This window comes from Streptomyces sp. NPDC048461, from assembly GCF_055587105.1.
The window spans coordinates 126266-150907 of the sequence record NZ_JBVJGW010000009.1 but is presented as its reverse complement, the minus strand read 5'-3'; the positions used below and the strand labels follow the sequence as shown (position 1 = coordinate 150907).

Annotated in this window: 20 protein-coding genes; 12 read left to right on the top strand and 8 right to left on the bottom strand. The window is 72.5% G+C overall.

Annotated elements, in window-relative coordinates; translation table 11 throughout:
- Positions 1–288: 288 nt before the first annotated feature.
- The 5 genes from ACZ6S8_RS17860 to ACZ6S8_RS17840 all read right to left on the bottom strand — a co-directional run bounded on the left by ACZ6S8_RS17860 (position 289) and on the right by ACZ6S8_RS17840 (position 8106).
- Positions 289–1248 carry an alpha/beta fold hydrolase gene (locus ACZ6S8_RS17860; protein WP_469456747.1) on the bottom strand — a complete coding sequence of 320 codons (960 nt, stop codon included), beginning with the start codon at positions 1246–1248 and terminating at the stop codon, positions 289–291.
- A complete protein-coding gene (locus ACZ6S8_RS17855; protein ID WP_469456745.1) occupies positions 1245–1703 on the bottom strand; it encodes a phage holin family protein in 459 nt (152 codons plus the stop codon). The genes ACZ6S8_RS17860 and ACZ6S8_RS17855 overlap by 4 nt, the downstream gene beginning before the upstream one ends.
- Positions 1704–1757: 54 nt before the next feature.
- Positions 1758–3209: a Na+/H+ antiporter NhaA gene (gene nhaA / locus ACZ6S8_RS17850; RefSeq protein WP_469456743.1), complete on the bottom strand. Its 1452-nt coding sequence runs from the start codon at positions 3207–3209 to the stop codon at positions 1758–1760.
- Between the two features lie 203 nt (positions 3210–3412).
- On the bottom strand, positions 3413–5410 hold the full coding sequence (acs, locus tag ACZ6S8_RS17845; protein ID WP_469456741.1) for an acetate--CoA ligase: 1998 nt from the start codon (positions 5408–5410) through the stop codon (positions 3413–3415).
- 182 nt (positions 5411–5592) lie between these two features.
- Entirely contained in the window at positions 5593–8106 is a 2514-nt protein-coding gene (locus ACZ6S8_RS17840) for a SulP family inorganic anion transporter (protein ID WP_469456740.1), read from the bottom strand.
- Positions 8107–8341: 235 nt separating this feature from the next.
- On the opposite strand from ACZ6S8_RS17840, the gene ACZ6S8_RS17835 reads away from it, so the two are divergent.
- Positions 8342–9649, top strand: coding sequence for a polysaccharide deacetylase family protein (locus ACZ6S8_RS17835; protein ID WP_469456990.1), 1308 nt, complete (start codon positions 8342–8344; stop codon positions 9647–9649).
- Here the strand turns inward: ACZ6S8_RS17835 and ACZ6S8_RS17830 are convergent.
- Positions 9603–10643, bottom strand: coding sequence for an ATP-binding protein (locus ACZ6S8_RS17830; protein WP_469456738.1), 1041 nt, complete (start codon positions 10641–10643; stop codon positions 9603–9605). The genes ACZ6S8_RS17835 and ACZ6S8_RS17830 overlap by 47 nt on opposite strands.
- 109 nt (positions 10644–10752) lie before the next feature.
- Here ACZ6S8_RS17830 and ACZ6S8_RS17825 point away from each other — a divergent pair, with 109 nt between their 5' ends.
- Entirely contained in the window at positions 10753–11574 is an 822-nt protein-coding gene (locus ACZ6S8_RS17825) for a Fic family protein (RefSeq protein ID WP_469456736.1), read from the top strand.
- Positions 11575–11958: 384 nt separating this feature from the next.
- Here the strand turns inward: ACZ6S8_RS17825 and ACZ6S8_RS17820 are convergent, their stop codons facing one another.
- Complete coding sequence (locus ACZ6S8_RS17820) at positions 11959–12831, bottom strand: HAD family hydrolase (protein ID WP_469456734.1); 873 nt, start codon at positions 12829–12831, stop codon at positions 11959–11961.
- A gap of 592 nt (positions 12832–13423) precedes the next feature.
- Between ACZ6S8_RS17820 and ssd the strand changes: the two genes are divergently transcribed.
- The 7 genes from ssd to ACZ6S8_RS17785 are packed head-to-tail and all read left to right on the top strand — an operon-like array spanning position 13424 to position 18379.
- Positions 13424–14533 carry a septum site-determining protein Ssd gene (gene ssd / locus ACZ6S8_RS17815; protein ID WP_469456988.1) on the top strand — a complete coding sequence of 370 codons (1110 nt, stop codon included), beginning with the start codon at positions 13424–13426 and terminating at the stop codon, positions 14531–14533.
- Positions 14530–15678, top strand: coding sequence for a TadA family conjugal transfer-associated ATPase (locus ACZ6S8_RS17810; protein ID WP_469456732.1), 1149 nt, complete (start codon positions 14530–14532; stop codon positions 15676–15678). The genes ssd and ACZ6S8_RS17810 overlap by 4 nt, the downstream gene beginning before the upstream one ends.
- The gene (locus ACZ6S8_RS17805) at positions 15675–16562 is read left to right on the top strand and encodes a type II secretion system F family protein (protein WP_469456730.1); all 888 of its coding nucleotides are present in this window, start codon (positions 15675–15677) and stop codon (positions 16560–16562) included. The genes ACZ6S8_RS17810 and ACZ6S8_RS17805 overlap by 4 nt, the downstream gene beginning before the upstream one ends.
- On the top strand, positions 16562–17341 hold the full coding sequence (locus ACZ6S8_RS17800) for a type II secretion system F family protein (RefSeq protein WP_469456728.1): 780 nt from the start codon (positions 16562–16564) through the stop codon (positions 17339–17341). Before ACZ6S8_RS17805 ends, ACZ6S8_RS17800 begins: the two co-directional genes overlap by 1 nt.
- Positions 17342–17389: 48 nt before the next feature.
- Entirely contained in the window at positions 17390–17587 is a 198-nt protein-coding gene (locus tag ACZ6S8_RS17795) for a DUF4244 domain-containing protein (RefSeq protein WP_469456726.1), read from the top strand.
- Complete coding sequence (locus tag ACZ6S8_RS17790; protein ID WP_469456724.1) at positions 17574–17960, top strand: TadE family type IV pilus minor pilin; 387 nt, start codon at positions 17574–17576, stop codon at positions 17958–17960. Before ACZ6S8_RS17795 ends, ACZ6S8_RS17790 begins: the two co-directional genes overlap by 14 nt.
- Positions 17957–18379 carry an Rv3654c family TadE-like protein gene (locus ACZ6S8_RS17785; protein ID WP_469456722.1) on the top strand — a complete coding sequence of 141 codons (423 nt, stop codon included), beginning with the start codon at positions 17957–17959 and terminating at the stop codon, positions 18377–18379. Before ACZ6S8_RS17790 ends, ACZ6S8_RS17785 begins: the two co-directional genes overlap by 4 nt.
- A 42-nt stretch (positions 18380–18421) precedes the next feature.
- Here ACZ6S8_RS17785 and ACZ6S8_RS17780 read toward each other — a convergent pair whose 3' ends face one another.
- The gene (locus ACZ6S8_RS17780; RefSeq protein ID WP_469456720.1) at positions 18422–20839 is read right to left on the bottom strand and encodes a DEAD/DEAH box helicase; all 2418 of its coding nucleotides are present in this window, start codon (positions 20837–20839) and stop codon (positions 18422–18424) included.
- Positions 20840–21001: 162 nt separating this feature from the next.
- On the opposite strand from ACZ6S8_RS17780, the gene bldG reads away from it, so the two are divergent.
- The 3 genes from bldG (at position 21002) to ACZ6S8_RS17765 (ending at position 24545) form a co-directional block, all read left to right on the top strand.
- A complete protein-coding gene (bldG, locus tag ACZ6S8_RS17775) occupies positions 21002–21343 on the top strand; it encodes an anti-sigma factor antagonist BldG (RefSeq protein WP_267751850.1) in 342 nt (113 codons plus the stop codon).
- Between the two features lie 101 nt (positions 21344–21444).
- Positions 21445–21885 (top strand): ATP-binding protein, encoded by a 441-nt coding sequence (locus ACZ6S8_RS17770; protein ID WP_469456718.1) that lies wholly within the window; start codon positions 21445–21447, stop codon positions 21883–21885.
- A 257-nt stretch (positions 21886–22142) separates the two neighbouring features.
- On the top strand, positions 22143–24545 hold the full coding sequence (locus tag ACZ6S8_RS17765) for a sodium-translocating pyrophosphatase (protein WP_469456716.1): 2403 nt from the start codon (positions 22143–22145) through the stop codon (positions 24543–24545).
- Positions 24546–24642: the final 97 nt, after the last annotated feature.

Sequence of the window (24642 nt, the reverse complement as noted above, 5' to 3'; positions counted from 1 at the left end):
GCGGCGCAGGATGCGCGGAATTCCGAGCCGGAGGTCGTGGCCGTGCCGGCCAGGCCTCTCGCGGGTGCCCGGCGCAGTGGCCGAGCGTCGTTCGTGTGCGGTGTCACCGTAGTCGTGCGTCCAGCCCATACTCCGAGCTGTGCCCGTGCCCCAAGGTCGGTAATCCCGTCCGGGGCGGCCAATTGGCCTATGCGCCGGGCAATTGAATGCTTGTCATACGGGAGGGCCCGCCGGCTGCCGGTGCGTCAGGATCCCCCGGACGCCGCCCCGTAGGCCTCCCGGGGCGTCTCAGCGGTCGGGCTCGGGGTCCTTGAGCCAGTTCACGAGCTCGGTGGAGAACGCCGCCGGGTCCTCCTCGTGCGGGAAGTGCCCGAGCCCGTCGAACAGCCTCCACCGGTACGGGGCTTCGACGTACTCGCCGGAGCCCGCCGCGCTCCGCGTCCGCATCACCGGATCGAGGGAGCCGTGCAGGTGCAGGGTCGGCACCCGGACCGGGCGCTTCATCCGGCGGTTGAACTGGAGCCCGTCGGGGCGGGCCATCGACCGCATCATCCAGCGGTACGGCTCCACGGAGCAGTGCGCGGTGGACGGGATGCACATCGCCCTGCGGTACACGTCGAGGTCCGCTTCCTCGGGGTGGAGCGGCCCCGACCAGTCGCGGATCAGCTCGCCCACGAGGGCCCCGTCGTCGGCGACGAGCTGCCGCTCGGGGACGAACGGGCGCTGGAAGCCCCAGATGTGCGAACTGGCCCTGGTCTGCCCGAAGTCCGAGAGCATCGCGGAGCGCCAGCGGCGCGGGTGCGGCATGGAGGAGACCACGAGCCGGCGCACCAGCTTGGGCCGCATCACGGCGGCCGTCCAGGCGAGGTACCCGCCCAGGTCGTGCCCGACCAGGGCGGCGTCCGGCTCACCGAGGGACCGTACGACCCCGGTGATGTCGAGCGCGAGGTTGGCGGGGTCGTAGCCGCGCGGGGTGCGGTCGCTGCCGCCCACGCCGCGCAGGTCCATCGCGACCGCCCGGTACCCGGCGTCGGCGAGCGCCGTGAGCTGGTGGCGCCAGGTCCACCAGAACTGCGGGAAGCCGTGCAGGAGCAGCACCAGCGGCCCGTCCCCGAGCTCGGCGACGTGGAAGCGCGCGCCGTTGGCCGCGACGTCGCGGTGGGTGACCTTGCGGCCGCCGGGGAGGTCGAGCCGTACCGCCGTGGCAGCCGTGGGGGGAGTGCTGGGGTCCGGCGTGGGCGCTGTCATGAGGACGAGCGTGTCACACCCACAGCCTGGTCACTCACCGGCCGCGGGTGCGGCTTGACGGTCCCGACGACCGCCGCGGTCTGCTTGACGGACTCGATGGTCTTCACCGGGGGCTTGACCTTCTTGAACTTCGCCCAGGCGAGCAGCCCGACCAGAACCGCGACCAGCCAGAACACCGCTCCCACGATCAGGAAGCAGGCCCAGAGCGGCAGCCCGAAATTGTGGATGCCGTACGCCGCGGCGAAACTCAGTACGGGGATGGAGAAGAGGATCAGCACGCCCGCGACGATCGCGGCGCCGCTGCCGATGCCCGCCCGCTTGACGTCCTGCTTGATCTCCACCTTCGCGAGGGCGATCTCGTCGTGCACCAGGGCGGACATCTCGGCGGTCGCCGAGGCGACCAGCTGGCCGAGTGTGCGCTCGGCTCCCCGCGCCCCTTGGTCCACTGCGCTCATCGCTCTCTCCCTCTGTCGTCTGCCGTCGGCGGCTGTCCTGCGTCGTCTGTCAGATCATGCCGGACGGTCGGCTCCGGCGCTGGACCCGGATGCCGCTTCGGACGTGGCGGCGGCGGCCTCCGCGGCCCTGCGGCGGTGCTCCGCGGCCCTGTCCTCGTAGATCTTCGCCATCCGGAGGTGGTATTCCGGCTTGTCCTCCTCGTAGATGTCGGGGATGCCGTCGTGGTCCTCGTCGCGCTCCTCCGCGTCGGTGAGCGCCCGGTACTTCCGGTTGCGGAGCTTGAGCAGGACGCTCGCGACGACGGCGGCGATCAGCGAGCCGATCAGGACGGCCGCCTTGACCTCGGAGGTGAGGACGGGGTCGTCGGTGAACGCGAGTTCGCCGATGAGGAGGGAGACGGTGAAGCCGATTCCGGCGAGCGAGGCCACGGCGAGCACGTCGGGCCAGGCCAGGTCGTCGTTCAGCTCGGCCTTGGTGAAGCGGGCGGCCAGCCAGGTGCCGCCGAAGATGCCCACCGTCTTGCCGACGACCAGGCCGAGGACCACGCCGAGGGTCTCGGGGCGGGTGAAGACCTGGGCGATGGCACCGCCGGAGAGGGAGACGCCGGCGCCGAAGAGTGCGAAGAGGGGTACGGCCAGTCCGGCGGACACGGGCCGGACGAGGTGCTCGATGCGCTCGCCGGGGGACTGCGACTCGCCCTCCCGGCGAGAGCAGCGGAGCATCAGGCCCATGGCGACGCCGGCGATGGTGGAGTGGACGCCGCTGTTGTACATCAGGCCCCAGACGACCAGGGCGAGCGGGACGTAGACGTACCAGCCGCGGACCTCCTTGCGGAGCAGGAACCAGAAGAGGACCAGGCCCGCGAGGGCGCCGCCGAGCGCCGCGAAGTTGATGTCGCTGGTGAAGAACACCGCGATGATCATGATGGCGAACAGGTCGTCGACGACCGCGAGGGTCAGCAGGAAGGCGCGCAGGGCGGACGGCAGCGAGGTGCCGATGACCGCGAGGACGGCGAGGGCGAAGGCGATGTCGGTGGCGGTGGGGACCGCCCACCCGTCCATCGAGCCGTTGCCGACGGTGTTGACCAGTACGTACACCAGCGCGGGGACGGCCATGCCGCAGAGGGCGGCGATCACCGGGAGGGCGGCGGCCTTCGCGTCGCGCAGGTCGCCCGCGACGAGCTCGCGCTTGAGCTCGATGCCGGCGACGAAGAAGAAGATCGCGAGCAGGCCGTCGGCCGCCCAGTGCTGGAGCGAGAGGTCGAGGCCGAGGGAGGCCGGGCCGATGTGGAAGGACCCGACGCTGTAGTAGCTCTCCGAGATGGCGGGGACGTTCGCCCAGATCAGGGCCGTGACGGCCGCCAGCAGCAGCAGCACACCGCCGACGGTCTCGGTGCGCAGCGCGTCGGCGACGAAGCGGCGCTCGGGCAGCGACATCCGGCCGAGGAACTTGCGGCTGGGGGTGGGCGTGTCCACGGTGGGGCACCTCCGGTTGGTCGACGGCATGGCTCATGCAGTTGCCGACCAGACTTCCCGGCGCACCCTGTGTTGTTCGCTCTGTTCGGACGTCCGTTGAGACGTCGCTTGTTGACGGTTCGCTTACTTTACAGGGCCGCACAGTCGTATCGGGTGATCATCACCCTAAACGGACGGGGGGCGTCCCGCGCGTGACGCGCCGGACGCCCCCCGGGGCCGTGGACCCGCCGTCGTCAGTCCTCGCTGCCGGCGGCCGGGAGCTTGGACTGGATCAGGTCCATGACCGAGGAGTCGGCCAGCGTGGTGACGTCACCGACCGCGCGGTTCTCCGCCACGTCGCGCAGCAGGCGGCGCATGATCTTGCCCGAACGGGTCTTCGGCAGCTCCTGCACCGGCAGGATGCGCTTCGGCTTGGCGATGGGGCCGAGCGTGGCGCCCACGTGGTTCCGCAGCTCCGCGACCAGGGTGTCGGTCTCGGAGGCGCTGCCGCGCAGGATGACGAAGGCCACGATGGCCTGACCGGTGGTCTCGTCGTTCGCGCCGACGACGGCCGCCTCGGCGACCGAGGGGTGCGAGACGAGCGCCGACTCGACCTCGGTCGTGGAGATGTTGTGGCCGGAGACCAGCATGACGTCGTCCACCCGGCCGAGCAGCCAGATGTCGCCGTCGTCGTCCTTCTTGGCGCCGTCGCCCGCGAAGTACTTGCCCTCGAAGCGGGACCAGTAGGTGTCGATGAAGCGCTGGTCGTCGCCCCAGATGGTGCGCAGCATGGAGGGCCACGGCTCGGTGAGGACGAGGTAGCCGCCCCCGCCGTTCGGGACCTCGTTCGCCTCGTCGTCCACGACGGTGGCGGCGATGCCGGGCAGCGCGCGCTGGGCGGAGCCCGGCTTGGTCTCGGTGACGCCCGGCAGCGGGGAGATCATCATCGCGCCGGTCTCGGTCTGCCACCAGGTGTCCACGATCGGACAGCGGTCGCCGCCGATGTGCTTGCGGTACCAGATCCAGGCCTCGGGGTTGATGGGTTCGCCGACCGAGCCGAGCACGCGCAGGCTGGAGAGGTCGAACTTCGCGGGGATGTCGTCGCCCCACTTCATGAACGTCCGGATGGCCGTGGGCGCCGTGTAGAGGATGGTGACGCCGTACTTCTGCACGACCTCCCAGAACCGGCCCTGGTGCGGGGTGTCCGGCGTGCCCTCGTAGATCACCTGGGTGGCGCCGTTCGCGAGCGGCCCGTAGACGATGTACGAGTGCCCGGTCACCCAGCCGATGTCGGCGGTGCACCAGTAGACGTCGCTCTCCGGCTTGAGGTCGAAGACGGCGTGGTGGGTGTAGGCCGCCTGCGTGAGGTAGCCGCCCGAGGTGTGCAGGATGCCCTTGGGCTTCCCGGTGGTCCCCGAGGTGTAGAGGATGAAGAGCGGGTGCTCGGCGTCGAAGGCCTGCGGGGCGTGCTCGGCGGACTGGCGGCCGACCACGTCGTGCCACCAGACGTCGCGGCCCTCGGTGAAGGCGGTGTCCTGGCCGGTGCGGCGTACGACGAGCACGTGCTCGACCTGCGGGCACTTGGCGACGGCGGCGTCGATGGCGGGCTTGAGCGCGCTCGGCTTGCCGCGGCGGTATCCGCCGTCGGCGGTGATCACGAGCTTCGCGTCGGCGTCCTGGATGCGGGAGGCGACGGCGTCGGCGGAGAAACCGCCGAAGACCACGGAGTGCGCGGCGCCCACGCGGGCGCACGCGAGCATTGCGACGACCGCCTCGGGGATCATCGGCAGGTAGACGGCGACGCGGTCGCCGGCCCGCACGCCCAGCTCGGTCAGGGCGTTGGCGGCCCTGGAGACCTCGTCCTTGAGCTCGGCGTAGGTGATCGAGCGGCTGTCGCCGGGCTCGCCCTCGAAGTGGATGGCGACGCGGTCGCCGTTGCCGGCCTCGACGTGGCGGTCCACGCAGTTGTACGCGACGTTCAGCTTGCCGTCCGCGAACCACTTCGCGAAGGGCGGGTTGCTCCAGTCGAGCGTCTCGGTGGGCTCCGTGTCCCAGCTCAGGCGGCGCGCCTGCTCGGCCCAGAAGCCCAGCCGGTCCGCGTCGGCCTGTGCGTACGCAGCCTGTGTCACGTTGGCGGCGGTGGCCAGATCGGCAGGCGGTGCGAACCGCCGCTCCTCCTTGAGCAGATTGGCCAGGCTTTCATTGCTCACGACATCTCCCTTTCCCAGGGTGTCCGTTGTGTCCCCGGGCATAGCTCATCAGTCGGAGGCCCAGGTGACAAGGGGTAACCGGGAATTGGTTTAGACCTATAGCACGTCTGGGGCCGCACGCGAACGGTGTCCGGACCGCGGCGTCCGGCGCACGAAGGGCCCCTCCCCGGCAGCAGGATGCGGGAAGGGGCCGAACGGTGGCACGGATACGGGAGGGTATCGGTTCAGGCGTTCTGACCGACCGGACCGACCTGACCGACGCTGTCGAAGACCCGGCAGTCGAAGAAGTCCTGGCCTTCGGACAGCAGGTAGGCCTGGGCCTCACCCACGTGGAAGTACATCCCGTGCAGCTCCAGCGTGCCCTCGGCGAGCCTGCGGGCCACCGATTCGTGGGCCTTCAGGTGCTCCAGCTGCTGCACCACGTTGGTCAGGCACAGCTGCTCCACGGCATCCGCCGGGAGGCGGCCCGCGATCCGGGCCCAGGCGTGGTGGCGGCTGGCCATCCGCTCCAGGCTGGGCAGACCGTGCCGCAGCCAGCGGCGCAGCGGGGTCATCGGGGTCGAGGGCGAGGAGCTCAGCAGCGCCTGCATGGCCCCGCAGCCCGAGTGCCCGCACACCGTGATGCTGTCCACCTGGAGCACGTCCACGGCGTACTCGATGGCCGCCGCGACCGAGTCGTCCCCGGACTCGGCACCCGGCATCGGGACGAGGTTGCCGACGTTGCGGACGGTGAACAGGTCGCCCGGACCGCTCGCCGTGATCATGCTCGTCACCAGGCGGGAGTCCGCGCAGGTCAGGAAGAGCTGAGAGGGGCGCTGACCCTCGCGGGCCAGGCGCGCCAGCTCGTCCCGCACGTGGGGCGCCGTGTCGCGCTGGAAGGCGCCGATCCCGCTGGCCAGCTGGCCGGCGCCGCGCCGGCGGGGCGCCGCGGCCGGGGACTGCGCGGCCTCGGCCGTCTCCTGGGTCCCCGCGGTCCTCGCCGTCTCCGCCTCCGCCGGGGCCGTACGGCTTCCCGTGGTCCGGTGGTCGCAGTGGTTCTGCCAGGGGGTCCACGGCCGGCAGCACTGGTGCCCCCCGCGCTGGGGCGAGCGCCGGGACCGGTCGCGCTGGACGCGGTCGGCGAGGCCCGCGCGGTCCGAGCGGTCGCTACGGCCCGCGGGCCCGTCGGCGTCCCCGCCATCGGCGTCGATGCCGGTGCCGGCGAGGAGGCCGGCCCGGTCGGCCCGGTCTTCCTCGGAGGCGTGCGCCGCGGCCCCGGAGCGCCCGCTGACCTCCAGCGAGCCACCGTGCGCGAGGTGGGAGTCCTGCCAGTCCTGCAGCGTCTCGTAGGCCGCGTGGTCCATGAACGAGCCGTCCAGCTCGATCACCGCGTGCCGGTCGTGCGGGATCTGGTTCAGCACCCGGCTCAGCCGCGGCACGGCGAGGAAGGTCAACTGGCCGCGCGCACAGACCCGGTGGGTCCCGTCCTCCAGGTGCTCCAGGGTGATCCGGGTCCGGGCCAGCCGGTGCAGGGCCAGGGCCACGGCCACCGCGATGCCGACGGCCACGCCCTCCAGGACGCCGCCGAGCACCACGGCCGCGATGGTCGTCCCGTAGACGAGGACCTCCCGGTGCCGGGTGACGCTGCGCAGGTGCGTGATGCTGACCATCTGCACGCCGACGGCCATGACCAGCGCGGCCAGCGCGGCCAGCGGGATGAGGTCGAGGACGGGCACGAGCAGTCCGGCCGCCAGCAGCACCCAGAAGCCGTGCATCATCGAGGACCTGCGGCTGGCCGCCCCGGACTTGACGTTGGCCACGCTGCGGACGGCCACACCCGTGATGGGCAGCCCTCCCAGGGCCCCGGAGACGATGTTCGCGGCGCCCTGGCCGCGCAGTTCCCGGTTGAGGTCGGCGCGCGGCGGGCGGTTGGTGGTGCCCCGCTCGGAGGCGATCAGCTTGTCGGTGGCGACCGCCGACAGCAGGGACTCCACACTGCCGACGAGGGTGATGGTCAGTACGGCGGCGATGAGGCCGAGCACGGGGCCCTCGGGCAGCTCGGGCAGGGCGTGACTGCGCCAGGACGGCAGGTCCACCCGGGGGAGGGTGAGCCCGGCCAGGGCGGCGAAGGCGGTGGCCGTGGCGACGGCGGCGAGCGCGGCCGGAACCTTGCGCAGGGCGCGGCCCGCCCGCCCGGGCAGCCGCGGCCAGCCGAGCAGGACCACCAGGGTCAGCGCGCTGACGCCGAGCGCGGCCGGGTGTAGATCGGCCAACTGCCCGGGTAGGCCCTTCACGTTGGCCACGGCGGAGCTCTGCGGGGTGCCGCCGAGCACGATGTGCAGCTGGGCGAGCGCGATGGTCACGCCGATGCCCGCGAGCATGCCGTGCACGATGGCCGGACTGACCATGAGCGCCGACCGGGCGGTGCGCAGCGCGGCGAGCCCCAGCTGGCAGCAGCCCGCGAGAACGGTGATCGCGCAGGTGGTGCGCCAGCCGTAGTGCTGGATCAACTCGGCGGTGACGACGGTGAGTCCGGCCGCGGGCCCGCTCACCTGGAGCGGGGCGCCGCCGAGCCGGCCGGCGACGATTCCGCCGACCGCCGCGGCGACCAGGCCCGCCTGGAGCGGCGCTCCGGTGGCCAGGGCGATGCCGAGCGAGAGCGGCAGGGCGATCAGGAAGACGGCGATGGAGGCGGAGAGGTCCGCGGAGAGGTCCTCGCGGGCCTTGTCGCGGGTGCGGAGGGGGGAAGTGGCTGTCATCAGGTCCCGTCTCCTCGGGGGAGGGGTGAAGCGGCGGGAGTCTCAACACTCGGTAAATGGATGGTAATGGAGAGTAAAGAGGGGTGGTGGGTAATGGGGGCAAATAGGCTACGAATTAGCACGCAAGGGTGAATAAGCATTTTGTCCGGCTTGTCATACCTTCCTCACGGTGGACCGCATGGGACGTTGCGGCGCGGAAGTCCTGCGATGGAACTGCGAGGGAGAGGTGGGGCGGATGATCGCCGCCACGAAGAAGATCGCCGGCGGCCTGGTCGCCACGGCGCTGGTGCTGGGGGTTGCCGGCTGCAGCTCCTCCGAGCCCGCCAAGCCCCCGGCCCCCGGGGGCCAGAACGCCAGGAAGGGCGCCGCCGCCCCGGAGGCCCCCGGCAGCGTCAACCGGCTCATCGGTGACGGCTCGACCGCGTACACCGGATCGCAGCCGAACGTACAGAAGCCGCAGAAGCTGAAGCCGGGCGAGAAGCCGCCCCAGTTCGTGGTGTTCTCGTGGGACGGCGCCGGCGAGGACAGCCAGAAGCTGTTCTCGCACTTCCGCGAGGTCGGCAAGCAGTACAACGCGCGGATGACGTACTTCCTCAGCGGCGTGTACATGCTCCCGGAGGAGAAGCGCTCCCTCTACACCGCCCCGCAGCACTCCGCGGGCCGCTCGGACATCGGTTTCGGCGACCTCCAGGGCATCAAGGACACCGCCACCCAGGTGCGCGGGGCCTGGCTGGAGGGCAACGAGATCGGCACCCACTTCAACGGGCACTTCTGCGGCCCCGAGGGCGGCGTGGGCACCTGGTCCGTGGAGGAGTGGAAGAGCGAGATCAACCAGGCCAAGTCCTTCGTCAAGAACTGGAAGACGAACGCGGGCCTGAAGGCGATGGAGGCGCTCCCCTTCGACTACGACAAGGAGCTCATCGGGGCCCGCACCCCGTGCCTCGAAGGCCAGAAGAACTTCATGCTGGCAGCCAAGGACATGGGCTTCCGCTACGACTCCAGCGGCATCAGCAAGCAGATCTGGCCCAAGAAGACCGACGGCCTCTGGGACCTCCCGCTGCAGCTGGTCCCGATGCCCGGCCGGGCCTTCGACACCCTGAGCATGGACTACAACTACATGGTCAACCAGTCCGGGACGACCTCGCAGGGCGACCCCTCGCAGCACCAGTACTGGGGCGACCAGATGCGCGACGGCCTGCGGCAGGCCTTCGACCGGGTCTACCAGGGCAACCGCGCGCCGCTGATCATCGGCAACCACTTCGAATCCTGGAACGGCGGCACCTACATGCGTGCCATCGAGGAGTCGATCAAGGGCATGTGCACCAAGCCCGAGGTCCGCTGCGTGCCGTTCCGCGAGCTGGCGGACTGGCTGGACGCGCAGGACCCGAAGGCCCTGGAGTGGATGCGCACCCTCGACGTCGGCGAGACCCCGAAGCAGGGCTGGGGCACGTTCCTGACCGCGGGGCCGCCGGCGAAGCCGGCCGCCCCCGCGGACGTCAAGCCGGCTGCGGAGCAGGCTGAAGCGGCTGCGGACGAGGGCTGACCAGAGCCTCGGCGTCCGCCGCGTGCTCCACCCCCTCGTGGAGCACGAAACCGGGGTCGACCTGGTCCGCCAGGTCGACCCCGGTCTTGGCGTTCCCCCAGCTCTCGGCGTTCTTCAGGTGGAACCGGACCATCTGCTCGGTGTACCGGTCCCAGTCGCGCTGCGCGTAGGAGTCGTCGGCCGCGTCCTGGAGGGCCTGCAGGGCGAGCCGGTTGGTGGCCTCCAGCAGCTCGAAGGCGGCCGGGCGGCCCTTCTCCATCGCCCGCACCCAGTCCGAGTGCCCGACGGTGACCAGCAGGTCCTCGCCGACCTCGTCCTGCAGGAACTCGATGTCCTCGGGTCCCTGCACCTTGTTCCCGACGACCTTGAGCTCCACCCCGAAGTCCCGCGCGTACTCCTTGTACTGGCGGTAGACGGAGATCCCCTTGCGGGTCGGCTCGGCCACGAGGAAGGTCACGTCGAAGCGGGTGAACATGCCCGAGGCGAAGGAGTCCGACCCGGCCGTCATGTCGACGACCACGTACTCGTCGGGGCCGTCGACGAGGTGGTTCAGGCAGAGCTCGACCGCCCCGACCTTCGAGTGGTAGCAGGCCACCCCCAGGTCGGCCTCGGTGAACGGCCCGGTGGCCATGAGGCGTACGGGGTCGCCGTCGAGCAGCAGCGTGCGCGCGCAGGCCTCGTACACCGGGTTGTCGCCGGTGACGCTCAGCAGGCGCGAGCCGCGGCCGGGCGGGGTGGTCTTGATCATCGTGTCGGCGGACGCGATCCGCGGGTTGGATCCCCGCAGGTACTCCTTGATCAGGGGCAGGTGCGCGCCCAGCGCGGGCAGCTCCGCCGCCTCGGCGTCGCCGAGGCCGAGCGCGGCGCCCAGGTGTTGGTTGATGTCGGCGTCCACCGCGACGACGGGAGCTTCATTGGCGGCGAGGTGGCGGATGAAGAGGGAGGACAGCGTGGTCTTGCCGCTGCCGCCCTTTCCCACGAAAGCGATCTTCATGTTCACCAAGCGTAGTGGAACGATAGCGGGGTGTGGTCGAGGTGAGTGAAGAAGACCACTCCAAGGAGGGGTCGGTGCTACGGGGGCGCAGTGCGTAGGCTCCCTACTTATGAGTAGCGCTGCTGACCCGCTGGCCCCGCTGGCCGGTCTTCCGGGTGTCGCCGGTTCCGTCGATTCCGTACGCAAGGCCGTGGACCGGGTCTACGGGCACCGGGTGATGCGCCGGCGCAGTGCGGAGATCACCTCGGAGGCCGCGCTGCGCGGTGCCCGCGGGAGCGCGGCACTGTCCGGTGCCGACTGGGCGCTGGAGGAGGTGCGCCGCCGCACCGACTTCGGGTCGGAGCCGGAGGCGCTGACGCTGGGCGCGGCGCTGCGGCTCACGGCGGAGGCCGGCCAGTTGCTGAGCATCTGGCGCCAGTCGCCGCTCCGTGTCCTGGCGCGCCTGCACCTGGTGGCGTCGGGGTCGACGGCCGACGGGGACGTGGTGGGGCGGCCGCGGCTCGCGGGCGAGCCGGTGAACGAACCCCTGGTGGACCTTCCGCTGCCGAGCGCGGAGGAGGTGGCGGGGCGCCTCGACGGGCTGTCCCGGCTGATCATCGCGGGCGGTCCGGCCCCGGCGCTGATCACGGCCGCGGTGGTGCACGGCGAGCTGCTGGCGCTGCGGCCCTTCGGCTCGTACAACGGCCTGGTCGCGCGGGCGGCCGAGCGCATCGTCCTGATCAACAGCGGACTGGACCCGAAGGCGATCTGCCCGGCGGAGGCCGGACATGCGGAGCAGGGCACCGAGGCGTACCTGGAGGCCTTCGGGGGCTACGTCTCGGGGACGGGTGAGGGGATGGCCGCCTGGATCGCCCACTGCGGCCGTGCGGTCGAACTCGGCGTCCGGGAGTCGACGGCGGTCTGCGAAGCCCTGCAGCGAGGCGCGGCCTGAGGTCTCCCGCGGGGGTGGCTCCCGGCGGGGCCCGGCCTCGCATTTCCCCCCGGACAGGGGTTGCGGCGACACCGTCTTGCTTTGGTGTCGCCGCTGACATGCGCGTCCAGTTACCAAGCGTCCTCGAAAATTGCCCATCAGGTCGGGACTTTGCCCGTCACCTGGTGCGGCTGGCCCGTAATCGACGGGTCGACGTCGCGTGGGTGCTCGGCGCTCATGCATCGGTCCGTGGGCCTTACTGCGTTTTAAAGATGATCCTCTCGGATGTTCTTTGGTCTCGCGGGCCGTTGATTCCTTTGTACTCCGCTTCGGAGATATCCGGAACCCCTGGCCCCACTTCTTTACTTTCCGGGACGAGCGCGGACGAATGGGGCGGAGTTCGGGTCAGCGGGAGGCGGCCAGGGCGCGCACGCCGGCCCGGCGCCGGCTTGCGTACCAGACGAGCCCCGCGGCCGCCGCCGCTCCCACGGCCGCCGCTGCGACCAGTGCGGGCCGCGGAGGCATCGACAGCCCGGGCAGCCGCTGCTTGAGCCGTACGGGGCGGTTGAAGACCAGGACGGGCCACTCCCGGGCCACGGCCTCCCGGCGCAGCGCCCGGTCGGGGTTGACGGCGTGCGGGTGTCCGACCGCCTCCAGCATCGGGACGTCGGTGGCGGAGTCGCTGTAGGCGTAGCACCGGGACAGGTCGTAGCCCTCGGACTCCGCGAGCTCGCGGAGTGCTTCCGCCTTGGTCGGTCCGTAGGCGTAGTACTCGATCTCGCCGGTGAAGCAGCCGTCGTCGCCCACGACCATGCGGGTGGCGACGACCCGGTCGGCGCCGAGCATCTCCCCGATGGGCTCGACGACTTCCGCTCCGGAGGTCGAGACGATCACCACGTCGCGGCCGGCCGTGTGGTGGGCCTCGATGAGGGACGCGGCCTCGTCGTAGATGATCGGGTCGATGAGGTCGTGCAGGGCTTCCGCGACGATCTCCCGCACCTGCTGCACGTTCCACCCCTTGCAGAGGGCGGACAGGTACTCCCGCATCCGTTCCATCTGGTCGTGGTCGGCTCCGCCGGCCAGGAAGATGAACTGCGTGTACGCGGTGCGCAGTACGGCTCGCCGGTTGATCAGGCCGCCCTGGTAGAAGGACTTGCTGAACGTCAGGGTGCTCGACTTCGCAATGACCGTCTTGTCCAGGTCGAAGAAGGCTGCGGTGCGAGGCGAGGAGTGCGGCAAGGGCTGATTTTCCACGCCCCGAGCATATGCGCCCACCATTCGGCGTAAGGTGTGGCGCGTGGGTTTGCCTGAGAAGGCTCTCGGGTACACCATGGAAGTCACGGATCGTTCGCGACCGTGCTAACCCGGTCTGGCTCCTCCCCCCCCCGAGTCGGACCGTGGGGACGACCCCCGCTCTCCCCCCCGGCGGGGGTCGTCGCATGTCCGGACGCGGTTCGCGTCCCTGCCTTCGGCCCCAAGTGACCATCTCCCGGCCCCTCTCCTCGTGACGGGGCCTGCGTGGCGAAGGCCCTCACCCCATCAGACTCGTGACGCTGCGTAGTGGTTCCGCCGCGCTCTGGAACTCACCTGTGAGGGTGACCGGGATATTCACAATCGGACCGTTGTCCACAGTTTTTCAGCAAGATCCACTTGATATCCCCGATGGCTGCACCGTGATGAGGGCCGCGAAGTCCGCGGCGCTCGGATATGTGGCGAGAAGGGGGCGGAGATCGTGGCGCGATCGAAGTCGTATGAAGTGCCGGAAAACGCGGTGGCAGGGAAGCGGACCGGTTCGGCGACCCGCTGGAAAGCCGGTGCGGCGGGCGGTGCGGGGCGGGGTCCGGCGGGCGGGCCCGCGGGCGGCCGGCCGCTGATCATCACGGAGGATCCCCTGCTGCTCGACGACCTGCTGCGCCTGTGCGCCGCGGCGGGGGCCGAGCCGCACGTGCACCACGCGCTGCCGGAGCGGGCCGGCGGGCCGGGCGGTGACCGGGAGACGGAGGGAGCCGGTGCCGCGGCGGACGGCGGTGGCGCCGGCTGGGAGTCGGCGCCGCTGGTGCTGGTCGGGGACGACGCGGCCCGCCGGGTGCGGGGAGCCCCGCGCCGGGACGGGGTGCTCCTCGTCGGCAGGGACCTGGACGACCCGCTGGTCTGGCAACGCGCGCTGGAGATCGGTGCCGAGGAGGTGCTCCGGCTCCCGGACGCGGAGAGCCGCCTCGTCGACCGCATCGCCGACGTGGTGGAAGGAGCAGGGCGGCCGGCCCTCGCCGTCGGGGTGATCGGCGGCAGCGGCGGCGCGGGGGCCTCCACCCTCGCGTGTGCGCTGGCCTTACGGGCGGCCCGCGCCGGGGAGCGGACCATCCTCATCGACGGCGACCCGCTCGGCGGGGGCATCGACGTCCTGCTCGGCGGCGAGTCCGTACAGGGGCTGCGCTGGCCGGACTTCGCGGCCTCGCGGGGCCGGGTCGGTGCCGGGGCGCTGGAGGAGTCCCTGCCCGAACTGCACGCGCTGCGGGTGCTCAGCTGGGACCGGGGGGAGCGGGTGTCGGTGCCGCCCGCCGCGACGCGGTCGGTGGTCGCTGCCGCGCGCCGGCGCGGCGGGGTGGTCGTGGTCGACCTGCCCCGGCGGGTGGACGAGGCGGTGGCCGAAGTGCTGGCCCAGCTGGACCTGGTGCTGATGGTGGTGCCGGGCGAGCTGCGTGCCGTGGCCGCCGCGGGGCGGGTCGCGGCCGGGGTGCGGATGGCGGCCCGGGACGTCCGCGTCGTCGTACGGGGCCGCTGCCCCGCGGGCCTCGAACCGGATGACGTGGCGGGGCTGTTGGGGGTGCCGCTGGCCGGAGAGGTGCCGGTCGAGGTGGGGCTCCCCGGGCGGGTGGCCGAGGGGGAACCGCCGGGGGCGCAGGGGCGGGGAGCGCTGGCCCGCTTCTGCGACGGCTTCTGGCAGCGGGCGCTCGGTCCCGCCCAGGGGGTGCCGGCATGAGCGCGGTACTGCTGGACGCGGTGCGCCGGCGGCTCGCCGAGAGCGGGGCGGAGCCGACGCCGGCCAGGGTGGCGGCGGCCCTGCGGGCCCAGGGGCGGCTGCTGGGTGACGCGGAAGTGCTGGGTGTCGCAGCGGAGCTGCGGTCCGAACTGGTCGGCGCGGGACCGCTGGAGGCGCTGCTCACCGACCCCGAGGTCACCGACGTACTGGTCGCGGCCCCCGACCGGGTGTGGGTGGACCGGGGCGGCGGCCTGGAACTGACCGGGGTGACCTTCACCGGCGCCGATGCCGTGCGCCGGCTCGCCCAGCGGCTGGCCGCCGTGGCGGGGCGGCGGCTGGACGACGCGCGGCCCTGGGTGGACGCCCGGATGCCGGACGGCACCCGGCTGCACGCCGTGCTGCCGCCGGTCGCCGTCGGGTCGGCCTGCCTCTCCTTGCGGGTGGTCCGGCCGCGGGCCTTCACCCTGGAGGAGCTCGTCGCGGCCGGGACGCTGCCGCCCGGCGGGCACCGGCTGCTCCGGGACATGGTCGAGGCCCGGTTGTCGTTCCTGGTCTCCGGGGGCACGGGCACCGGCAAGACCACTCTGCTCAGTGCCCTGTTGGGGCTGGTCGGGCCCGGCGAGCGGATCGTGCTCGCCGAGGACTCGGCCGAACTGCGGCCCGACCACCCGCACGTGGTGCGGCTGGAGACCCGCCCGGCCAACCAGGAGGGGGCCGGCCTGGTCACCCTGGCGGACCTGGTCCGCCAGGCGCTGCGGATGCGGCCCGACCGGCTGGTGGTCGGAGAGGTGCGGGGCGCCGAGGTGGCGGACCTGCTGGCCGCCCTGAACACCGGGCACGAGGGGGGTTGCGGCACGGTTCACGCGAACGCCGCCGCCCATGTTCCGGCCCGGCTGGAGGCCCTTGGTACGGCTGCGGGGCTCGACCGGGCGGCCCTGCACAGTCAGTTGGCGGCCGCGCTGACCCTGGTGGTCCATCTGGTCCGGGACCGCGAGGGGCGCCGCCGGGTGGCCGAGGTGCACGTGCTGGAACGGGACGCCGCCGGACTCGTGGTCACCGTTCCGGCGCTGCGGTGGGGTGCGCGCGGCTTCGTGCGGGAGCGGGGCTGGGAGCGGCTGCGTCCGCTGCTGCGGGGTGCCCGGTGAGCGCGGGGGCGGTGCTGTCCGTCCCGGTGTTCTCGGGGGTGCTGTGCGCGGGAACGGCGGCCTGGCTGTTCGCCGGGGGAGACCGTGCGTCCCGGCGGACCAGGGTGGTGCTCGCCGGGGTCGGCCCGGCGCGGGTGCGCGGGCCCTCCCGCCGCGATCGGGCGGCGGCTGCCGTACGGGTGCGCGCGGCGGAACGCCGGCCGGAGTGGGTCTGCTTCGGGGCCGGGCTGCTGGTCGCGGTGGCCGGCGGGTCGGTGATCCCGTTGGCGGCGGGAGCGGCCGCGGTGCCCTTGGTGCGCCGGTGGCTGCGGATCCGGGCGCGGGAGCGGGCCCGGTCGGCGCGGGCCGCCGAGGTGGTGGCGCTGTGCGGTGCGGCGGTGGGCGAGCTGCGGGCGGGCGCCCAGCCGGGTCAGGCGCTGACGGCGGCGATGCGGCGTTCGGCGGCCGGGCCGGGAGGTCCGGGCGCCGCGGAGGCGGGGGTGCTGGCCGCCGCGGCGTTCGGCGGCGACGTCCCGGCGGCGCTGCGGCACGCGGCTCGGGAGCCGGGCGCGGAGGGACTGGCGGGCATGGCGGCCTGCTGGCGGGTGTCGGTCGACGGGGGCGCCGGACTGGCCGCCGGGCTGGACCGGCTGGAAGGGGCCCTGCGGGCCGAGCGGGACCGGCGGGAGTCGTTGCGGGCCCAGTTGGCGGGCGCCAGGTCGACGGCGGTGGTCCTCGCGCTGCTGCCGCTGGTGGGCCTCCTGATCGGCACCGGGCTGGGGGCGGATCCGCTGCGGGTCCTGCTGCACACTCCGATGGGCTGGGGCTGCCTGCTGGCGGGCGGGGTGCTGGAGGGGCTGGGGATCCTGTGGTGCCGGCGGATCGTGCGGACGGGGGAGCGGTGATGGCCGCAGTCGAGGTCCACAGGCTGGGGACGGCACTGTGCCTCGTGCCGGTGGCGGTGTGCGCGGTGTCGGCGGTGACGGGAAGGGTCCGTGCCCGGGCGGTGCGCCGTCGGGTGGCGGCCCTGCTGGGAGCGGAACGGGCCCGCCGGGCGGCGCCCGTGTCGCGTTCGCGGCTGCGGAGGCTGTGGACGGTGTGGGCCGCCCCGGCCGGGGTGCTCCTCGCGGCCTGGGTACTGATCGGCGGGCTCTGGGGTCCGGCCGTGGGAGCCGTGGCGGCGGCCGGGGTGTGGCGCCGGCAGGCCGCGCCGCGGCCACAGCTCGCAGTCGATCCGGGTGAGGCGGAGCGCCAGTTGCCGGTCGCGGCCGATCTGCTGGCCGCCTGCCTGGCGGCCGGGGCGGGGCCGGTGGAGGCGGCGGAGGTGGTGGGCGAGTCGCTCGGCGGGCCGGTGGGCGAGGCGCTGGCCCGGTCCGGGGCGGAGCTGCGACTCGGCGGTGAACCGGGTTCCGCGTGGGGGAGGTTGGCCGGCATACCGGGCGCCCGGGCGCTCGCGGACTGCCTGGAGCGGGCGGCCCGGACGGGTGCTCCGGCGGCCGAACCGGTGTCCCGGATCGCCTCGGGCCTCCGCGAGGACCGGGCGAGGCAGGCGGGCGCGCGGGCGCAGCGGGCGGCGGTGCTCGTCACCGCGCCGGTGGGGCTGTGTTTCCTTCCCGCATTTCTCGCGATCGGGGTGGCACCGGTGGTGATCGGAATGGCCTCCGGACTTCTCTCCGGAACCTGAGAACGCATTGATCACGGACGTCTACAACGGAAATCAAAGGGAGTTGTCATGAGGATCATCTGGTGCCGCGTGCGGACGGCTTGGAGTGGCCGTGGGGGCGACGCAGGGATGTCCACTTCGGAATACGCCATGGGCACGATCGCGGCCTGTGCGTTCGCCGCGGTTCTGTACAAGGTGGTGACGAGCGACGTGGTCTCCACGGCCCTTCAGTCGACCATCGGGAAGGCGCTCGATGTGCCGTTCTGAGGAGAACTCCGCCGTACGCGGAAAAGGGTCCGACCGGGGATATGTGACGGCTGAGGCCGCCCTGGTGATCCCGGCGCTGGTGTTGTTCGCGGCGCTGCTGGTGTGGGCGCTGATGGCGGCGGCCGCGCAGATCCGGTGCGTGGACGCGGCCCGGGCCGGAGCCCGGGCCGCGGCCCGGTCGGAGCCGGTGGAGGTGGCGGTGGCCGCGGCGCGCGCGGCCGCCCCGCCGGGGGCGGAGGTCGAGCTGGAGCGGGCGGGCGACCTGTGGCGGGTCCGGGTGGCGGCTCCGGCGCCGGGGCCGGGCGGCCTGCCCGTGCGGCTCGGGGCCCGGGCGGTGGCCTTGGCGGAGGACAGCGTGGGGCCGCCGCCGTGAGCCGGGACCGGGGGTCGGCCACGGTGTGGGCGGCCCTGGTGACGACGGTGCTCAGCGCCGTGTTCGGGGGCGTGCTCCTGCTGGGGCAGGCCGTGGTGGCCCGCCACCGGGCCGCGGCGGCGGCCGACCTGGCGGCCCTCGCGGCGGCCGCGTCCTGGGCCCACGGGCCGGAGGCGGCCTGCGCCGCGGCCCGGCGGGTGGCACGGGCGCAGGACGCGGCGCTGAGCTCCTGCCGGGTCCTGGGCGAGGTGGCCGAGGTGAGCGCCCACCCGGCCACCGGCACCTTCAGCCCGAGGATCCGGGCCCGCGCGGGCCCGCCCGCGGAGAGCCGTACCCCGGCCGGTTCCTCCCCGATCTCCCCGACCGGCCCGCCTGCCCCGCCCGCCGACTCCGGCCGCCCGGGACCGGGGGAGCCGTGACGGGGACGGGCGGATCACCCGGACGGCCCCTCGGGCCCGTGGTCACGGACGGGAAGGCTCGGGGGTGGCCTCGGGCAGGGAGGGCGCCGGGGGGTCCGGGGACTCCGAGAGGAGGCGGGTGAGGAGGCGGACGGCGCCGCGCTTGTGGAGGGGTTCGTTGCCGTTTCCGCACTTGGGGGACTGGATGCAGGACGGGCAGCCGGCCTCGCACTCGCAGGCGGCGATGGCGTCGCGGGTCGCGGTCAGCCAGGCGCGGGCCGTGTGGAAGGCCCGCTCGGCGAAGCCCGCGCCGCCGGGGTGGCCGTCGTAGACGAAGACCGTGGGGAGGAGCGTGTCGGGGTGCAGCGGCACGGAGACGCCGCCGATGTCCCAGCGGTCGCAGGTGGCGAACAGCGGGAGCAGGCCGATGGAGGCGTGCTCGGCGGCGTGCAGGGCGCCGCCGAGGATCTCCGGGTTGATCCGGGCCTCGTCGAGCTGGTCCTCGGTGACCGTCCACCAGACGGCCCGGGTGCGCAGGGTGCGGGGCGGCAGGTCGAGCTTGGCCTCGCCCAGGACCTCGCCGGTGATCAGCTTGCGGCGCAGGTAGGAGACGACCTGGTGGGTGACCTCGACGGAGCCGAAGCAGAGCCGGGCCGAGCCCCACGGGATCTCGGTCTCGGTCTCCAGGACGGAGATGGAGGTGGTGTCGCGGGCCGTGGTGGAGAAGGGCGGGTTCGCCTCCTCGACGAGGGCTGCCGAGTCCTCCAGGTCGAGCTGCCTGACCAGGTAGGTGCGGCCCTGGTGGAGGTGGACGGCGCCCTCGTGGACGGCCGAGTGGGCGGCCTCCTCGTCGACCGTGCCCAGCAGCCTGCCGGTCGAGGCCTCGACGATCTGCACCGGTCGGCCGCCGCCGCCCCGGATGTCGGTCAGGTCGGAGGCCCGCTCCCGGCGGGTCCAGTGCCAGGCCGTCGCCCGGCGCCGCAGCAGCCTGGCCGCTTCGAGCTGCGGGAGGAGCTCCTTGGTGGCCGGGCCGAAGAGTTCCAGGTCCGCGTCGGTCAGCGGCAGCTCGGCCGCCGCCGCGCACAGGTGGGGGGCGAGGACGTACGGGTTGTCGGGGTCCAGGACCGTGGCTTCCACGGGCTGCCGGAACAGCGCCTCCGGGTGGTGGACCAGATAGGTGTCCAGCGGGTCGTCCCGGGCGATCAGCACGGCCAGGGCGCCCTGCCCCGAGCGGCCGGCGCGGCCGGCCTGCTGCCACAGGGAGGCCCGCGTACCGGGGTATCCGGTGATCAGGACGGCGTCCAGCCCCGAGACGTCCACGCCCAGCTCCAGGGCCGTCGTGGCGGCCAGTCCCAGCAGCTCGCCGGAGTGCAGGGCCCGCTCCAGGGCCCGGCGCTCCTCGGGCAGGTAGCCGCCCCGGTAGGCGGCCACCCGCCGGACCAGCGAGCGGTCCACCGCCGCGAGGCGCTCCTGGGCGATCACGGCGATCAGCTCGGCGCCGCGCCGGGAGCGGACGAAGGCGACCGTACGGACGCCCTGCACGACCAGGTCGGTCAGCAGGTCGGCGGTCTCGGCCGTGGCCGTACGGCGCACCGGCGCGCCCTTTTCGCCCCGCAGATCGGTGAGCGGGGGCTCCCAGAGGGCGAAGACGACCTCGCCGCGCGGGGAGGCGTCGTCGGTGATCTCGATCACGCGGGTTCCGGTCAGCCGGGAGGCGGCCCTGGCCGGATCGCTGGAGGTGGCGGAGGCCAGCAGGAAGACGGGATCGGAGCCGTAGCGGGCGCACAGCCGCCGCAGCCGGCGCAGGACCTGGGCCACGTGGGAGCCGAACACGCCGCGGTAGGTGTGGCACTCGTCGATGACGACGTAGCGCAGGGCCCGCAGGAAGGAGGACCAGCGGGGATGGGCGGGGAGGATCCCCCGGTGCAGCATGTCGGGGTTGGTGAGGACGTAATTGGCGTACTGCCGCACCCATTCGCGCTCCTCGACGGGGGTGTCCCCGTCGTACACGGCGGGGCGCACGGCGTTGCCGAGCGGCGCGGCCAGTTCCCGTACGGCGCGGCGCTGGTCGGCCGCCAGGGCCTTGGTGGGGGCCAGGTACAGGGCGGTGGCCCCCCTGCCGTTGGGGGCCTCGGCGCCGTCCGCGAGGGCGGAGAGCACGGGCGCGAGGTAGGCCAGGGACTTGCCCGAGGCGGTGCCGGTGGCGACCACGACGGACTCGCCGTCCAGGGCGTGCTCGGCGACCGCGGCCTGGTGCTCCCACGGGTGTTCGATTCCGGCGGCCTGGATGGCGGCTACGACATCCGTTCGGATGCGATCGGGCCAGACCGCATGACGACCCGCCCGAGGGGGCAAGTGCTCCGTATGGGTGATGCGCGCAGCTCGGGAAGGCCCCCGTGACAGGCGGTCCAGGACCGTGTCGGGAGCGGGTCGAGGGTCCGCGGGTGCCGTGGGCCGACCGGGGCGGTGAGTATTGGCCATTGGAACCGAGTGTGTCACCGACGTGCGGGACAATGGTCCCAAGGCGTCGTGCGTCCCTGCCGGTAAGTGATTGAATGCCCTCGCGGCAGCCAATCCCTCGCCCACCTCCGGGTGGCGAGGCCCCTGGGGGGCGCCGCTCGATAGCAAGGTGCTGGAGGATCCGTGGACCTGTCCCTGTCGACTCGCACTGTCGGCGACCGAACGGTCGTAGAGGTCGGTGGCGAGATTGATGTGTATACCGCGCCCAAGCTGCGCGAGCAGTTGGTGGAGTTGGTGAACGACGGCAGCTACCACCTGGTTGTCGACATGGAGCGAGTGGACTTCCTCGACTCCACCGGACTCGGTGTGCTCGTGGGAGGCCTCAAGCGCGTCCGCGCGCACGAGGGTTCGCTGCGCCTCGTGTGCAACCAGGAGCGCATCCTGAAGATCTTCCGTATTACCGGTCTGACCAAGGTGTTTCCCATCCACACCTCGGTGGAAGACGCCGTCAGCGCCACTGACTGACCGCTCCCGACGGCGAGCAGCCGGCAGGGAGAACGGGGGTACCGGGCCATGGTCGGCCCGGTCCCCTGTCAAGGCACGCCCGTAGTCCGAGGGGGACGCGCATGGCCACCGTTGAACTGCGCTTCAGCGCCCAGCCCGAACACGTCCGGACGGCCCGCCTGGTCGCGGCCGCCGTGGCGCGCCGGGCCGGTGTCGAGGAAGCCGTCCTCGACGAGGTCCGCCTCGCCGTGGGCGAGGCCTGTTCGCGTGCCGTCGGACTGCATCGCGGCAACGGGCTGACCGCGCCCGTCCGGGTCGTCCTGACCGACGAGGAGAAGGTGTTCTCCATCGAGGTCGGCGACGAGGTTCCCGGTCCGGCCGGCGGTCCCGTCGACGCCGTGTCCGGCATCGACGCCGTCCTGGACCCCGACATCGAGGGGGAGGACGAGATGGGCCTCGCCGTGATCAGCGGGCTCGTCGACGACGTCGAGGTGACCAGTGGGGAATCGGGCGGGACCATCCGGATGAGCTGGCCCGTTTCGGGGACGTCCGACCTGCCGTAGGTCCACTGAATCGGCATTCCCTCGTATCGTCTGATCTTCAGTCAAGGCCCTGCTGAGCAGGGCCTTTTTCATTTCCCTTGATCGGTGATCAGTCGTCAATGCTTTTGCCCCATTACCACTTTCGAGGGTAATGGAGTGACGTGATCTATTGCTGAGGGGCAAGTGCAGGCCAATTGCGTTTCCCGCGTACTGTTTTGATCGGGGTGCGCTCCCTACAATCCGTCCACATCTTGAGCTCATCACGTCAAGGAGGACGAATGACGGGGCTCTTTACCCCTATCGCGCCGGATCGCGCCACTGATCTGGCAGCCGCAGTACTCACCGACGACAACCGGCTCATCGTGATCGTCATCGCGGCCGTGGCCGTGGCCGCGCTCGTCGTCGCGCAGATCCTGGTCCGCCAGGTCCTCGCCGCCGACGAGGGAACCGACCGCATGAAGGAGATCGCCGCCGCCGTGCAGGAGGGTGCCAACGCGTACCTCGGACGGCAGCTGCGGACCCTCGCCGTCTTCGCCGTCGTGGTCTTCTTCCTGCTCTTCCTGCTCCCCGCCGACGACTGGTCGCAGCGGGCGGGACGGTCCGCGTTCTTCCTCGTCGGCGCTCTCTTCTCGGCGGGCACCGGCTACATCGGCATGCGTCTGGCGGTCCGCGCCAACGTGCGCGTCGCCGCGGCCGCACGCGAGGCCACCCCGGCCGAGGGGGAGCCCGCCAAGGACCTCACCGAGGTCTCCCACAAGGCGATGAAGATCGCCTTCCGGACGGGCGGCGTGGTCGGCATGTTCACCGTCGGGCTGGGCCTCCTCGGAGCCTCGTCCGTCGTCCTGGTCTATGCCGCCGACGCCCCCAAGGTGCTGGAGGGCTTCGGCCTCGGAGCCGCGCTGATCGCGATGTTCATGCGGGTGGGCGGCGGAATCTTCACCAAGGCCGCCGACGTCGGCGCCGACCTGGTCGGCAAGGTCGAGAAGGGCATTCCGGAGGACGACCCGCGCAATGCCGCGACCATCGCCGACAACGTGGGCGACAACGTCGGAGACTGCGCGGGGATGGCCGCCGACCTCTTCGAGTCGTACGCCGTCACCCTCGTGGCCGCACTCATCCTCGGCAAGGTGGCCTTCGGCGACCTGGGCCTCGCCTTCCCGCTGATCGTCCCCGCCATCGGCGTCGTCACCGCGATGATCGGCATCTTCGCCGTGTCCCCGCGCCGCTCCGACCGCAACGGCATGTCCGCGATCAACCGGGGCTTCTTCATCTCCGCCGTGATCTCGCTCGTCCTGGTCGCGATCGCCGTCTACGCCTACCTGCCCGCCACCTACAAGGAGCTCGTCGGCGTCGAGGACGCCGCGATCGCCGCCCACCCGGGCGACCCGCGCGTACTGGCCGTCGTCGCCGTGGCCATCGGCATCGTGCTCGCGGCCCTGATCCAGCAGCTCACGGGCTACTTCACCGAGACCAGCCGCCGGCCCGTCCGGGACATCGGCAAGTCCTCCCTCACCGGTGCGGCCACCGTCGTCCTCGCCGGGATCTCCGTCGGCCTGGAGTCCGCCGTCTACACGGCGCTCCTCATCGGCCTCGGCGTCTACGGCGCGTTCCTGCTCGGCGGCACGTCGATCATGCTCGCGCTCTTCGCGGTGGCCCTGGCCGGCACGGGTCTGCTCACCACCGTCGGCGTCATCGTCGCCATGGACACCTTCGGGCCCGTATCCGACAACGCCCAGGGCATCGCCGAGATGTCCGGCGACGTCGAGGGCGCCGGCGCGCAGGTGCTCACCGACCTGGACGCCGTGGGCAACACCACCAAGGCCATCACCAAGGGGATCGCGATCGCCACGGCCGTGCTCGCCGCGGCCGCGCTCTTCGGCTCGTACAACGACGCGATCGCGACCGCGGTCAAGGAGGTGGGCGCCAAGGCCGGGGAGATGAACCTCAGCCTGGACATCGGCCAGCCCAACAACCTGGTCGGGCTGATCCTGGGCGCCGCGGTCGTGTTCCTGTTCTCGGGCCTGGCGATCAACGCGGTCTCCCGCTCCGCGGGCGCCGTGGTCTACGAGGTGCGCCGGCAGTTCCGCGAGCACCCCGGGATCATGGACTACACCGAGAAGCCCGAGTACGGGCGCGTCGTGGACATCTGCACCAAGGACGCGCTGCGCGAGCTCGCCACGCCCGGCCTGCTCGCCGTGCTCACGCCGATCGCCGTGGGCTTCTCCCTCGGTGTCGGGGCCCTCGGGTCCTTCCTCGCGGGCGCCATCGGCACGGGCACTCTGATGGCGGTGTTCCTCGCGAACTCCGGCGGGGCCTGGGACAACGCGAAGAAGCTGGTCGAGGACGGCCACCACGGCGGCAAGGGCAGCGAGGCGCACGCCGCGGTCGTCATCGGCGACACGGTCGGCGACCCGTTCAAGGACACCGCCGGACCCGCGATCAACCCGCTGCTCAAGGTCATGAACCTGGTGGCGCTGCTGATCGCACCGGCCATCGTGCAGTTCAGCTACGGCGACGACTCCAGCCCGGTCGTACGGGCGGTCGTCGCGATCCTCGCGATCGGCATCATCATCGGCGCGGTGTACGTGTCCAAGCGCCGCGGCATCGCCGTCGGGGACGAGTCCGAGGACGGGGCCGCCGAGCGGGTGGCCCAGGCGCCCGGCACGGCGACGGTCTCCTGACGCGAGCCCCGGCCCCGTACCGGCCCGAGCCCGGCCCCCGTACCGGCCCGAGCCCGGGCGGTCGGCGGGCAGGGCTGGGCAGGGGAAGCGGTACGCC